Genomic DNA, 13823 nt, shown 5'->3' with positions numbered 1-13823 from the left:
GGGTATTAAAACCTCGTCCTGTGGTGATGCACGATGAAAAAGAGGTTTGTTGTGCGCCCAACACGTCGTTGATGCCGCCAGGACTGCCGTTTACTTTCATGAGAGCTTAAGAATTCTCAGGGAAGTGAAACTGCTCGATTGTTCCCCTTCTTCCTCTGTAGAGATTTCAAACTGCCATCTTGAAAAGGAGAAATTATCGTGAGAACAGTTCAGGCGTAGGATATCAAAGCGCCTGCTTTTATCCGCTTAAGCTCTGTGATGATCGTTATTCTCGTGGTAATGTAAAACGCCGGTCAGACTTAACATCGTCGCCTCTACCATTGTCTTTCGGCCCGATTTTGCTCAAGCAGCACCACAGATCCATCAGCAATGCCGTAGTGAAAGGGAAACTGAAAGAACAGATTTCAAATTACCGTTGAAATTCAGGACATTCAAAGAACCCAAGCAGGAGACGACCAAAGAGAACCGCCGCTATGAAGAGCATGACGCTATGCTGCCTGTCTTTCCCTGGGAGTTCCACGCGCCGAAAGCAGCACCGCTCGTCCGGCGTCTGAACGGTGCGCGCCAGGGATGCGCCGTCCGCCCCTGACCGCCGTTGTTCAGGGATGCGCGCCCATCACCGCACTGATCGCCATGCAACCGGCCGCCATGCAACCGGCGCTGGCCGCGGGTCTGAGCGGGCGAGCCCGGCGCGCCGCCGCTGAGCCTGCAGGCGAGTGGACCAGCCGGGTTCCCCTGCGCCTGGTCCGCAGGCCCGTAAAACACGGGAGGCATGCGCCGGCTCCGCCACTGTGCAGGGCGGCGCGGCGGTAGCCTGCGGCAGACAGCCGGCGGTCCCTGGGACGCGGAGCCCTGAGGGCCTGGCGCCCACAGGTCACGCCCTACGCCACCAGAGGCGGACCCGGCTTAGAGGGTTCATTAAGACAGGGAATCCGGCTGGCCCACCTGCCCGAAACTGGGGCTCTAACGCCACGTTCAGTTTCACATCGGGAGGCCCTATGCCCAGCAGCACACGCGACAGCATCAATGACATCTGGGGCGCGCGGACCCCGCACGGCGCCGGGGCAACCTGGCCGGCGCGGGTCGATGAGCAGCTCACCGGGGCGCCGGACCGCTGGGTTCGCGGCGCCTGCGTGCTGTGCTCGAACGGCTGCGGTCTCGACATCGGCGTGACAGCCGGCCGGATCGTCGGCGTCCGCGGCCTGGCCAGCGACGTCACGAACAAAGGCAGGCTGGGTCCCAAAGGGCTGCACGGCTGGGAAGCGAACCACAGTGCGGACCGGCTGACCACGCCACTGATCCGCGAGAACGGGCGGTTCCGTGAAGCGGCTTGGGATGAGGCCATGGACCTGATCGTGCGCCGGTCCCGGCAGATCATCGAAGCCCATACCCCGATGGGCATCGGCTTCTACACCAGCGGGCAGCTGTTTCTGGAGGAATACTACACCCTGGGGGTCATCGGCAAGGGCGGCCTGGGGACGCCCCACATGGACGGCAACACGCGGCTGTGCACCGCCACAGCCGCGGCCGCCCTCAAGGCGTCGTTCGGGTCCGACGGGCAGCCCGGCGCCTACGAGGACCTCGACGTGACGGACACGGTCCTGCACGTCGGGCATAACGTCGCCTCGCAGCAGACGGTCCTGTGGGCGCGGATTCTCGACCGCCTCGCCGGTCCGAACCCGCCCCGGATCATCGTGATCGACCCGAGACGGACCTTCACCGCCGAGAAAGCCACCGTGCACCTCGCGCCGAAGGTGGGCACGAACGTCGCGGTGATGAACGGCCTGATGCACCTGATCATCCAGGCCGGGAAGACCGACCGGGCGTTCCTGGACGCACACACCGTCGGGTACGACGATCTCAGGAAAACGGTCGAGAAGTACACGCCGGAGTACGTCGAGACGCTTTCGGGCGTGCCGGCGGCGGACCTGCGCCGGGCCGGGGAGATCCTGGCGAACACCCGCACGCTGGTCTCGACCGTGCTGCAGGGCGTCTACCAGTCCATGCAGGCCACCGCGGCGGCCGTGCAGGTGAACAACCTGCATCTCATCCGCGGCCTGATCGGAAAACCCGGCAGCGGCATCCTCCAGATGAACGGCCAGCCCACGGCGCAGAACACCCGCGAAACCGGCGCCGACGGCGACCTGCCCGGCTTCCGCAACTGGAGTAACCCTGAGCACATCAGGGAGCTCGCGAAGCTCTGGAACGTGCATGTTCACAAGATTCCGCACTGGAGTCCGCCGACGCACGCCATGCAGATCTGGCGGTACGCCGAGCAGGGCAGCATCAAGATGTTGTGGATCCAGGCGACGAACCCGGCCGTGAGCCTCCCGCAACTCGACCGGATCCGGAAGATCCTGCAGCAGGAGGACCTGTTCGTGGTGGTGCAGGACGCCTTCATGACCGAAACGGCGCAGTATGCCGACGTCGTCCTGCCCGCCGCGATCTGGGGCGAGAAGACCGGCACCATGACGAACGTCAGCCGCACCGTGCACATCTCCTGCAAAGCCGTCGAGCCGCCCGGCGAGGCGCGCAGTGACCTCGACATCTTCCTGGAGTACGCGCGCCGGATGGACTTCCGCGACCAGGACGGCGAGCCGCTCATCAAGTGGCACGACGCCCAGGGTGCCTTTGAAGCGTGGAAGGAATGCACCCGCGGCCGGCCCTGCGATTACACCGCGCTGACGTACGAGAAACTGCTGGCCGGCAGCGGCATTCCGTGGCCGGTCAACGAAGCGAACCCGGACGGCACGCTGCGCCTGTATACCGATTTCGTCTTTCCGACCGCCGCGGACTACGCTGAAACCTACGGGGAGGACCTCGAGACCGGCGCGGCGGTCACCCCCGAGGAGTACCGGGCGAACGACCCGAAGGGCCGCGCCATGATCAAGGCTGCCGAGCACCGCCCGCCGCACGAGGTGCCTGACGAGGACTATCCGCTGTGGCTCACCACGGGCCGGCAGGTGTACCACTTTCACACCCGCACCAAAACCGGCCGGTCCAGGGCGCTGCATGACGCCGCGCCCGACGCCTTCGTGCAGCTCTCCCCGGAAGACGCTCAGCACTACGGCATCGGGCAGGACGACTGGGTCATGATCGAGTCCCGGCGGGGCGTGGTGATTGAGCGGGCACGGATCGGGAACATCGAGCCGGGGCTGGTGTTTATTCCCTGGCACTACGGGTCCTGGGATGACCCGAGCCGGCCGCGCGCGGCGAACGAACTGACCCTCACCGAGTGGGATCCGGTCAGCAAGCAGCCGCATTACAAGTACGCGGCGGTCCGCATCAGCCGCTACGACGCCAGAGACGCCCTGCCTGGACCTGGCCTGATCGGCCGCGCGGTCCAGGCGGCCAGGGGCCTGACCGGCCAGGAGAAAAGCCAGGAGAAAACGCCGGCGCCTTCCGGCACCAAAGCGCAGGGGCCGCAGCCCAGGACCACGCAAAGGGTGGATGGTTGAGATGCACGTCGGGAATTACGTCGGACTGGCGCACGGCAGCGAAGAACGCCTGGTGGACGCCCTCACCCGCGTCGCCGATCACCACCGGGACGAGCCGGACATCTACGAGACCTGTCAGCTGCTCGCCGCGTGGTCCCGCACGCACCTGGAAGCCCTCAGGCCGCTGGTCCAGAAGTACGGTGAGAACAGGAACGCGGAGCCGGAGGCGATGGAACACGCGCTGTTCCACGGTCCCCGCAGGGGGAGCCTGGCCCTGGTCCGCGACCTGCACGACCTGTGGCTGATGACCCAGGAGGTGCAGCTGTGCTGGACGGTGCTGGAACAGGCGGCGCAGGCGCTCCGAGATGAGGACCTGGAGCGGGTCTGTCAGGTGTGCGGCAAGGACACCAGACGTCAGACGGCCTTCTTTCTGACGCGCATCAAGCAGGCCGCGCCCCAGGCCCTGGTGGTCGCGTCGTGACCGGCGAGAACTGGCAGGCGCGGCCCTGACCGGTGAGCACCGGGCGGAAGTCGAGGAACGCCCCGCGCCGCCCGGCAGGTCCGGCCGCGGCCCGAAAGGCAGCGCAGGCAGACCAGGGAGGGTCATGACAAAGCACAACCAGCCACCGAGAATTCCGGATGCGGCGTGCGCGCCTCTCTCAGCGGGCGTCCTGATGCTCGCAGTGGGCCTGTTCGGGCTCGCGGCGCACCAGCCCCTGCTGTTTCCCAGCCTCGGCCTGGCTGCTGCGTTGCAGGTGGAAACCCCGGACCAGGCCAGCGCCCGGCCGCAGATCAGCGTCGCCGGGCACCTGATCGGCCTGCTGGCCGGGGCTTTGCCAGCGTCTGGGTGTTTGGCGCGGCAGACACGCCCAGCGTCCTGTCCGCGCACGTCCTGACCGCGCCGCGCGTGTGGGCCTCCGTGCGGGCCACCGTGCTGACCCTGCTCGTCAGTCTGCTGCGCGCGCCTTCCCGCCCGCTGCGGCCACCACCCTGCTGACGTCGCTGGGGGGGTTTCCACCCACGGTCCGCAGCGGTCTGACTGTCATGTCCGGCGTGCTGATCGTGACCTTGCTGGGCGAAGGGTTGCGCCACTGGCGGATCAGGCAGGACAGGGGACACTGAGAGCACAGACCGGGTGTTGCCGCGCGTCTGCGCCGCTCACCGCAGCGCTGGTGGCCTGCTCCGGGCCGCCCGGACAGGCGCCTGCCCGTTGAAAGAGGCGCCGCCCAGCCCCGCCGGCCTTCAGGGTTGCGCCGTCACGTCCGGTGAGGGGCCGTCAGGCGGAGGCGCGTTTGCTGAGCTGACCGCAGGCGGCCAGCAGCTGGTACCCGGCGCTGTCGAAGGACAGGCGGCCGGTGGCGTGAAGCGCGCGCAGGGTGGGCAGGTGGTACAGCTCGCCGTCCTCACCGCGGACGAGGTCACTCGTGCTGAAGGACGTGCGGGTCAGGGGGGGGGTGGACATGGCCTCTCCTTTAGGGTGAGCAAAAGATGAGTAGGTCTTTACCGGACCTCAATGTTGCAATCATTCTGGAGGGTCGCCGGCCCCTCACCTCACTGCGCTCTAGACGGCCAGGGGGGAGGGAGACAAACCCCCCAGGACACTCACGGGCCGGTAGGGCCCCCCAGACTGTCGCGGCGCCACACCACGCCAGGCTTCACAGGCCCCGGGTCCGCGGCACCGGCCCGCTTCACCGTTGACCACCCCCACCGGACCACACCAGCGGCCACGAGCCGCGGCAGAAGCGGCCGCAGACAGGTAGAGTCAGCCGGTGCCTGCGCAAGACCTGTCCCCTCACCGCCAACCGGCGTTCCCTTCCCAAGTGGCCTGCCCGGCGCCGGACCCCGCGTGATTCACTGGATTCCGCTGGGCCGCGCGCCCATTCCCGGCACCCAGCAGGACCTGTGCCTGTACCGCCGCGGCCACGAACTGGAGTTCTCCATCAAGATCTCCGGCTACATCAGCGAGCTGATGAACAGCACCATGCACGCCTCAGAAGACGCCCTGGCACAGTTGGGCTGCGCCGCGATCGCCGGCCGCCCGGCGCCGCACGTCCTCGTCGGCGGCCTGGGCATGGGCTTCACCCTCGCCGCCGCCCTGAAGACGCTGGGACCAGACAGCGTGGTCACGGTCGCCGAACTGGTCCCCGAGGTCGTGGAATGGAACAAAGGCCCACTCGGTGAATGCGCCGCCTTTCCCCTGAGCGACCCCCGCACCCGCGTTCACGTGGGGGACGTGGGCCAGCTGCTGCGCCAGGGCCACGCCACCTACGACGCAGTGCTGCTGGACGTCGACAACGGCCCGGAAGGCATGACGCACCACGGCAACGACTGGCTCTACTCACCGGCCGGGCTGGCGGCCACCCAGCGGACCCTGAAGCCCGGCGGCGTGCTGGCCGTATGGTCGGCCACCCCGGACGCCCGCTTTACCCGCCGTCTCCAGCAGGCCGGCTTCCAGGTCGAAGTGCGCGAAGTGCGCGCCCAGCCCGGCCGCGGCCCCCACCACACCATCTGGCTGGCCCACCAGACGCCCGGCGCCGCCCCCACCCGGACGGGCGCCTCACGGCGCAGAGGGCGTCCGGGCGCGCGGTCCTGACGAACCCCGGCCCGGGCGCACGCTCCGGGCCGTCCGCCCGCCGCCGTGTGGTCCCGCGCCCGCTACAGTGGCAGCATGAAAGCCGCGGTGGTTCACGCCTTCAACGTCCGCCCTGAACTCACGGTGGTGCCCGACCCGACCCCCACGCCCGACGGCGTGGTGGTGCAGGTGGGCGCCACCGGCGTGTGCCGCAGCGACTGGCACGGCTGGGCCGGGCATGACCCGGACATCACGCTGCCGCACGTGCCCGGGCATGAACTGGCCGGCACGGTCGTCGCGGTCGGCCGGAACATCCGCCGCTGGGCGGTCGGGGACCGCGTCACCGTGCCGTTCGTGTCCGGCTGCGGCCGCTGCCCCGAATGTCAGGCCGGTCATCAGCAGGTCTGCGACCACCAGTTCCAGCCGGGCTTCACGCACTGGGGCTCCTTCGCCGAGTACGTGGCCCTGCATCAGGCCGAGCAGAACCTCGTCGCCCTGCCCGACACCCTGGATTTCGTGACGGCCGCGAGTCTCGGCTGCCGCTTCGCCACGTCCTTCCGCGCCGTGGCGCACCAGGGCCGGGTCCGGGCCGGCGAGTGGGTGGCGGTGCACGGCTGCGGCGGCGTGGGCCTGTCCGCCGTGATGATCGCCAAAGCCCTGGGCGCCGGCGTGGTGGCTGTCGACATCGACCAGGACAAACTCCAGTTCGCCGCGCAGCTCGGCGCGGACGTGACCATCAACAGCCGCGACACGCCCGACGTGCCCGGCGCGGTGCGGGACGCCACCGGCGGCGGCGCCCACGTGTCCCTGGACGCCCTGGGCCATCCGGACACCTGCGCGAACTCCATCCTGAACCTCCGGACGCGGGGCCGGCACGTGCAGGTGGGCCTTCTGCTCGCCGACCACAGCCGGCCGGCGATTCCCATGGACCGCGTGATCGCCCGGGAGCTGGAACTGTACGGCAGTCACGGCATGCCCGCGCACGCCTACCCGGAAATGCTCGCCATGATCGCCCGCGGCGCCCTGCAGCCCGGCCGCCTCCTCGGGCAGCGGGTCACGCTGGAGCAGGGCATCGACGTGCTCGTGAACATGAACCGGTTCGTGGCGCGCGGCGTGACCGTTATCGACCGCTTCGCCTGACAGGCGCCGCCCCGGGGCAGTCCCGGCGCCGGGCTACGCCGTGTCCGGCGCGTTCACGACAGCGCTGTCAGCGGCGCCGTCCCCGTCCGTATCAAGCAGCCTGACGGACAGCCCGCCGTCTCCGGCGGGGTCCAGGGCGGCCCCCTGCACAGGCGCCGGACCCTGAGGCAAAGCGGGACGCAGTGCGCCCCCGCGAGCACCAACGCCGCTCTCATCCACCGCTTCGTCCGGGCCAGATCTGCCCGCCGCGGGCGCGCCGTGCGGTTCGTTGGTGGGGTCAGGGTCCAGGCCAGTGCCGTGATCGGATTCAGTCAGAGCTCCTCCAGTCCGGCTCAGCGGAACGAGGTCGCCCCCGAAGGGAGCGTGAGGCAGATGAAGCCGGCTGGGCCGCAGGCGCGCGCTCCTCGGAGCGAGGGTGTGGCCTGCGGGACAGACCGGCGGCCCTGCGTGTCCTGCCGCAAGCAGGGGCGGACCGGCGCAGGCGCCCAGCACCTGCTGCCGGGGCCCGTCACGCGGCCCACCTGCGCAGTGGACGTAAGGCGCTCACCGGAGCGCTCCCGGAAAGCCTGCCAAAGCATGCCCGGGCGCCCGAGGGCCCCGGGCGTCGCGCCCCCGTCCGGCGCGGATGCGCGTACCGTTGCCGTCTCCGGCGCCACTGGCCTGGACCGCAGATTCCGGTCCTCCAGCCGTCCGGAGGTGACCCCACGCCACACGTGCCGCCTGTCCGGTGCGGTCTCCAGCCTGACCCCGTCCGGGCCGGCCCGCGGACCTGAAAGGGAGACAGGCGCAACCTGATCACGGGCCCGGAAGAACAGCCTGAAATCCGATTCCCATCAGAGTTTCCTGCCGGACTGGGAGTCAGGTTCACGTCAGAACCTTCTTCAGGAGGGCCTCTGTGACCCCTTGGTGATCCGGCTCTGGCGTGACCTGCAGCGTGACGCAGTTGATTGAACTGGTGCGCTGCCTGGGCCTGCACGGGCTTCGCGTCGCTGCACAGGACGGCTGTCTGGTGGAGTCGCCCCCGCTATCCGGCAAAAAGCTGCCGGAAATACTTCCGGCAACTCAAGTCTCAGCTCTGGGAGTGTTCGTGCCGGACAGCGTTGTCCGGCGGCCCGCCCCTGTCTCGGCAAGCCAGCCGCTGACCCGGGTGTCCCCCGGGCGCGGCGGCGCCATCAGCGCTCTCCTTCTGAAGAGCGCCTCCTGGCGGCTGACGCTCCGGCCCCACGCCGGGCTCAGGCGTCCCAGTCCTGACCGTCCTTCCCTGGGGGTCGGCGGCCTGCGCCCGCGCGGCCTCGCGTGTCTGGCGCGCTGCGGCTCAGCGGACGGTGACGGTGAAGGGCACCTGCACGGCGCTGTCCTTCTTCCCGGCGGCGGCCACCACGATGTTCAGGGTACCGGTGACGCTGGTGCCACTGGCCGGTTTGGTCGTGAAGTTCAGTTCGACGCAGCCCTGCGCGCGGAAGGCGTTGTACATCCGGTCGAAGAAACCACCGAGCTGATCGGCGGTCGTCGCGCGCTGGAACAGGCCGCCGGTGCGCGCGGCGATGTCCTCGGCCGCGGTGAAGTCCAGGTTGTTCTGCGCGTCCAGGCCGATGATGTACATCGGGGTCCCGTTGGTGTTCGCGGCCGTGACGACCGCGGCCCCATTGTTGGTGCCCGAGTTGTTTTCCCCGTCGGTGAGGATGAGGGCGCGGACGTTCGTCTTCCCGGTGGCTTTCAGGAGGCGGCTGGTGTCGATCATCGCGTCGTACAGGGGCGTGCCGCCCCTCTCAAAGGTCGCCTGGTTGACGGCGGCGGCCAGTTTCGTCTTGTCGCTGGTGAAGGTCTGCCAGAGGCGGGCGGCCAGCATGCCGGTGGTGGGTGCGGTGCCCGCGTCAAACGACAGGACGGCGGCCTGGTCGGCTGCGGTCATGCGGTCCACGAACGCTTTGGCGGCAGTGTTGCGCAGGCGGCCGGGGTCGTTGTCGGCCATGCTGCCGGTGCTGTCGAGGCTGATGGCGGCGGTGATGACGTCCTGCGCCTGCACGTTGCCGCACACGCGGGCGGTGGCCTGGCCGGCGCTGAGCTGCTTGACGGTGACGTCCTTGAGGGTGGCGGTGGTGACGAGTTCGGTGCCGCTCAGGGGCGTAAAGCCGAACTGGTAGGAGGTGGCGCTCTGGACGCGCACCCCGTTGATGGTGCCGGTGGTGGCGGCGGGCGCGGTGGGGGCCGGGGTGGAGCGTCCGGTGCAGGCGGCGAGCGTGAGGGCGAGGGTGCTCAGGACAAGGGGCAGTTTGTTCATGGGATCCTCCAGGTGAGAAGTCGGCAGGGTGAAGGGGGCCGAGCGGGTCTGCGCTGGGCAGTCCGGATTCAGCTTGTCCTCGCCTGCTGTGCGGTCACGAGCAACGTGACCGGGATGCCATTTCAAAGGCAGGTCTCAACTTACACGGGCCGTCCGGAGCGCGTGTGCTCATGTGACCAGGGCCGCCCGGTCCTGCCGGGCACAGCTGAACGTCCCCTGACCAGCGGGCACTGGGCTGCGGCGTGCCCGGCGGACAAGTTCCCAAGGCCCACGCATCAGGTCCAGGCGGGCCGCTGCCGCGGACCCCCGTGTCGGGAAGCATCAGAAGGCTTCGGGGCTGGGGCCAGAGGACCGTCACGCCTCTCGGGACAGGAGGTGTGGGTGCAGGCGCCGCCCGGTGGTGGCGTACCCGGTACGAAAACCGCTCACGCGTCTGGCCTGGCCCACGCCGCTGCAGGAGAGCCGCGCCGGGGTCAGGCAGGTCAGCGGCCAGCCGGGAAGGCCGCCCGCCGAGATGAAGAAAAAGTGTAGACGGTCAGGTTGAGGTGGCACACCTTCTGGCCGCGCGCCGCCGCGATATCGTGCCGACCGTGCGCGACCACGTACTGCGCGAAGACCATCCGGATGCACCGGGCGCCTCCTCCCCGGCAGCCGGGGAGGACGTCTTCACGGCCTTCACCGCACTGGCCGGAATGGACCCGGATCTGCCTTCGCTGCTGCGCGCTGCCTCGAGGGTGCTGGACGAGCAGTTCCCGGGCCAGAACGCGACCTATCACGAGTGGAGGGGCGGCGCCTGGCGCACGCTGACCTGGGCGGCGCCGGCCGGCCCTGTGGACGCCGGCCGGCCGGAGGCGCAGCCGGTGTTCGCCGAAGCCGTGGCCACCCGTCAGCCCGCCTACCACGCCCGGCTCACGCCTGACCTCGGTGAAGGCGGCCCGGTGTGCGCCTACCCGCTGTGTGTTGGGGGCGCTGTGCTGGGCGTCCTGACGGTCCGCCGGCCGGCCGGGCAGCGCTGGCGTGGGCCGGACCGCCTCCTGATGCACGCTCTGGGCCGGAGCCTGACCGTCGTTCTCGAGCGGGCCGCCGCGGCGCACAGCAGCCGGGCACTGGAGGCGTTCGCGCAGCTGTCGCGGGACCTGGCAACGGAAACGGACCGCCTGCTGCTCGTGCGCCGCGCCCAGCGGATCATGCAGGGCGCGCTGCCGGCCGGGCAGATTCTGTACTGTGAACCCGAAGGCGGCGGCTGGACCGTGAGAAGCGCCGTCGGTCCCGAGGCGCCGGTCACGGCGGACGGCCTGCCGTTCGATCCGCTCGTCCTGGCTCAGCCGTGGACGAGCCGGCAGCCTCTTTACCTTGACCGCCCGGGCCGCGGGCCCCAGGCGCCTCAGGTTCCGCTCCGGCCGGTGGAGCCCCTGGCGGCCCTCCCGCTGCTGCTGAATGGCGAGCCGGTCGGTGTGCTGACGGTCGCGCTGTCCGGCCCGCACCTCTGGACCGCCCAGGAGCGGGCCATGCTCGAAACCACCATGCGGCACCTGAGCCTCGCGCTGGAGCGTGCCGACCGGATCGCGCAGCTCAACGCGTACGCCCACGAGGCGTTTGTCGCGTTCACCGAGGCGGCCGGCACCGAAACGAACGTGCTCGAACTCGGCCGGCAGGCCGTCGCGGTGCTGCACGCCCGCTTTCCAGACGCAAGTGCCGCGTACTACGAGCGTGAAGCGCACCTCTGGAAAGCGCGCGTGTGGACGCCGGACATCAACGAGCAGCTCGCCGCGCTGATCTCTGCCGGGCTGCCCGACACACCACTGACCCGTGAAGTGAGCCGCACCCGCGCCGCGGTCTTCGTGGACGCCTGGGACGAAGGCACGCAGGAGGTGCAGCACTCCTCGGAGTACGCGACTGTCACCAACGTTCCGCTGATCATCGGCGGGCGGGTGCACGGCATCCTGGCGCTGGCGCTGCGCCGGGCGCGGCCCTGGACCGAGCCGGACAAGACACTGGTGCGGGCCGTGGCGCGGGGGCTGAATCTCTCGCTGGAACGCAGTGAGCAGGCCCGGCAGCTGCAGGAGGACCGCGCCGCGCTGGAGGCATTCGCGGCATTCACCGAGCACGCGGGCAGTGAAACGGACCGCCTGAGTCTCGCCCGCGAAGCCATCCGCGTGGTGCGCAGCAACCTCGCGCAGGTCAGCGCGGCGTACTACGAACTGGACGACCACGGGTGGAGGGCGCGGGTCTGGTCGGACAACGTGGCCCCAGAAGTGGCCGGGCAGCTCGGCCGGGACGTGCCGGAAGACGCGCCGGGCTTCGCGGGGGCCCTCACCCGCGGCGAGGCGGTGTTCGTCGACCGCTGGGACGCGTCGGCCCACGCCGCGCCCGCCGCAGCGACGTCCGGCGCAGCGGCGTTCGTGCCGCTGACAGCCGGCGGCGAAACCCGCGGCATGTTTGCAGTGAGGGTGCCGGACGCCCGCGTGTGGCTGCCGCGCGAGAAAGCCATCATCCGCGCTATCGGCCGGGGCCTTGGCCTCGCCATCGACCGGGCCCAGACCGCGCGGCAGCTGCGGGCGCAGAACGCCGAGCTCGGGGCCCGGACCCGCGCCCTGGAAGGCTTCGCGGCGCTCACGCGGGAGCTGGGCGTGCGGGCCAGCGAACAGGACCTGGTCCGCCGGGCGCAGGAGGTGGTCCTGTCGCTGCTGCCGGCCGGGTACGCGCTGTACTACGAGCGGGACGGCGCGCACTGGCGCAACCGGGTGCAGGTGGGCGAAGTCCGCAACCCGGACCTGCAGGCGTTCATCGACGCCGGCCCCCGGGTGGGGGAGACCCCCAGCGTCGACGTTCCGTGGACCACCCGGCGCGCGCTGTACCAGGACGAGTACGCCCGGGGCAGCGATACCCCGCTCACCATGGTGGGGCACGTCAATGCCGCGGCGTCCCTGCCGGTCTTCCGGAACGGTGAGCCCACCGGCGTGTTCATCGCGGTGCTGTTCGAGCAGCGGACCTGGTCGCCCGCCGACCGCGTGGTGCTCGAAACGGTGGTCGGCAGCCTCGGCCTCGCGCTGGAACGCGCCGGTCAGGCCCGGCAGCTCGAAGCGCAGCGCGCCGAGCTCGAAGCGCGCAACCAGGTGCTGTCCGCGTTTGAGGACTGGACCCGTGACCTGAGCGCGGGCATTGAGCCGCTGACCCTGATCCGCCGGGCGCAGGCGCTGCTGTACGACCTGCTGCCGGTGCAGGCCGCGGTGTACTACGAGCGGGATGGCGACCGCTGGTGGGTACGCAGCATGCTCGGTCACTACGGCAGCGACGGACTGCGCCTCGCGCATGAGGCCGGCCTGCCGGACGAGCTCACCGGAACCCTGCGGACGCCCGCCCAGACCGGTCAGGTGCTGTACGTCGAACCGTTCGACCCGGCGCTCGACGGCCTGGGGGAGCACATGACGCACGTGAAGACCACCGCGATGCTGCCGCTCATGGCGGCCGGCGTGGTCCGGGGCGTCTTCGGCCTCGCCCGCTTCGATCAGGCCCGCTGGTCCGCGACGGAACGCACCGTGATCGAAACCGTCGGGCGCAGCCTGGAACTCGCCATCGACCGGGCCGACAAGGCCACGGCGCTGGAACGTGAGCGGGCGGCGCTGGCCGCGAGGACCGCTGAGCTGGCCGCCGCGAACGAGGAACTCGAAGCGTTCGCGTACTCGGTGTCGCACGACCTGCGCGCGCCGGTGCGGCACATCGCCGGATTCAACGCCCTGCTGCGCACGGCACTCGGGCCGACCCTGGACGCCCGGCCGGCCCGGTACCTCCAGGTCGTGGACGACGCCGCTCAGCGCATGAACACCCTGATCGACGCGATGCTCGAACTGTCACGCACCACCCGCCAGCCGCTGAAGCCCGAACCGGTCAACCTGAACGCGCTGGTTCAGCAGGCGCAGCGGGACAGCGAGCCGGACCTGCTCGGCCGGACGGTGCGCTGGGAGGTCGGGGCTCTGCCCGTGGTGCCCGGCGACCCCAACCTGCTGCGGCAGGTGATGGACAACCTTCTGGCCAACGCCCTCAAGTACACGCGCGGCCGGGAAGTCGCAGTGATCCGGGTCTGGGCCGAAGACCGGCCCGCGGAGACCGCCGTGTTCGTGGCTGACAACGGCGTGGGGTTCGATCCGCGCCACGCGGGCAAACTGTTCGGCGTGTTCCAGCGCCTGCACCGCGCCGACGAGTTCGAAGGCACCGGAGTGGGACTGGCGAACGTCCGGCGGATCATCCAGCGGCACGGCGGTCAGGTGTTCGCCCGCAGCGACCCGGGGGCCGGCGCAGCCTTCGGGTTCGTCCTGCCGAAAGACAGACCGGCCCTTTGACGTTCCGGCGGGTTGAGGGGGTCTGCGCAGGGCCACCCGGAGGGCGGGGCGCG

At 70.0% G+C, this 13823-nt stretch carries 8 protein-coding genes; 6 read left to right on the top strand and 2 right to left on the bottom strand.

Annotation, left to right across the window (positions count from 1 at the left end):
* The first annotated feature begins 998 nt into the window (after window positions 1-998).
* The 3 genes from LAJ19_RS14340 to LAJ19_RS14330 all read left to right on the top strand — a co-directional run bounded on the left by LAJ19_RS14340 (window position 999) and on the right by LAJ19_RS14330 (window position 4333).
* Window positions 999-3458, top strand: a complete 2460-nt coding sequence (locus LAJ19_RS14340) for a molybdopterin oxidoreductase family protein (protein WP_225523546.1) — start codon at window positions 999-1001, stop codon at window positions 3456-3458.
* Window positions 3451-3918, top strand: coding sequence for a hypothetical protein (locus LAJ19_RS14335; protein WP_225523545.1), 468 nt, complete (start codon window positions 3451-3453; stop codon window positions 3916-3918). Before LAJ19_RS14340 ends, LAJ19_RS14335 begins: the two co-directional genes overlap by 8 nt.
* A gap of 124 nt (window positions 3919-4042) precedes the next feature.
* The gene (locus LAJ19_RS14330) at window positions 4043-4333 is read left to right on the top strand and encodes an HPP family protein (protein WP_225523544.1); all 291 of its coding nucleotides are present in this window, start codon (window positions 4043-4045) and stop codon (window positions 4331-4333) included.
* 380 nt (window positions 4334-4713) lie between these two features.
* On the opposite strand, the gene LAJ19_RS14325 is transcribed toward LAJ19_RS14330, so the two are convergent.
* A complete protein-coding gene (locus tag LAJ19_RS14325; protein WP_225523543.1) occupies window positions 4714-4899 on the bottom strand; it encodes a hypothetical protein in 186 nt (61 codons plus the stop codon).
* A 384-nt stretch (window positions 4900-5283) separates the two neighbouring features.
* On the opposite strand from LAJ19_RS14325, the gene LAJ19_RS14320 reads away from it, so the two are divergent.
* Together LAJ19_RS14320 and LAJ19_RS14315 are read left to right on the top strand one after the other, a co-directional pair.
* Entirely contained in the window at window positions 5284-6030 is a 747-nt protein-coding gene (locus LAJ19_RS14320) for a spermidine synthase (RefSeq protein WP_432804251.1), read from the top strand.
* 75 nt (window positions 6031-6105) lie between these two features.
* Window positions 6106-7149, top strand: coding sequence for a zinc-dependent alcohol dehydrogenase family protein (locus LAJ19_RS14315; protein WP_225523542.1), 1044 nt, complete (start codon window positions 6106-6108; stop codon window positions 7147-7149).
* A 1315-nt stretch (window positions 7150-8464) separates the two neighbouring features.
* Here LAJ19_RS14315 and LAJ19_RS14310 read toward each other — a convergent pair.
* On the bottom strand, window positions 8465-9430 hold the full coding sequence (locus LAJ19_RS14310; RefSeq protein WP_225523541.1) for a vWA domain-containing protein: 966 nt from the start codon (window positions 9428-9430) through the stop codon (window positions 8465-8467).
* 545 nt (window positions 9431-9975) lie between these two features.
* Here LAJ19_RS14310 and LAJ19_RS14305 point away from each other — a divergent pair.
* On the top strand, window positions 9976-13770 hold the full coding sequence (locus tag LAJ19_RS14305; protein WP_225523540.1) for a GAF domain-containing protein: 3795 nt from the start codon (window positions 9976-9978) through the stop codon (window positions 13768-13770).
* Window positions 13771-13823: the final 53 nt, after the last annotated feature.

The organism is Deinococcus taeanensis (assembly GCF_020229735.1).
Taxonomy (GTDB): Bacteria; Deinococcota; Deinococci; order Deinococcales; family Deinococcaceae; genus Deinococcus; species Deinococcus taeanensis.
Note: the sequence above shows the minus strand (reverse complement) of the source record. Positions and strands in the feature narration are given on the sequence as shown.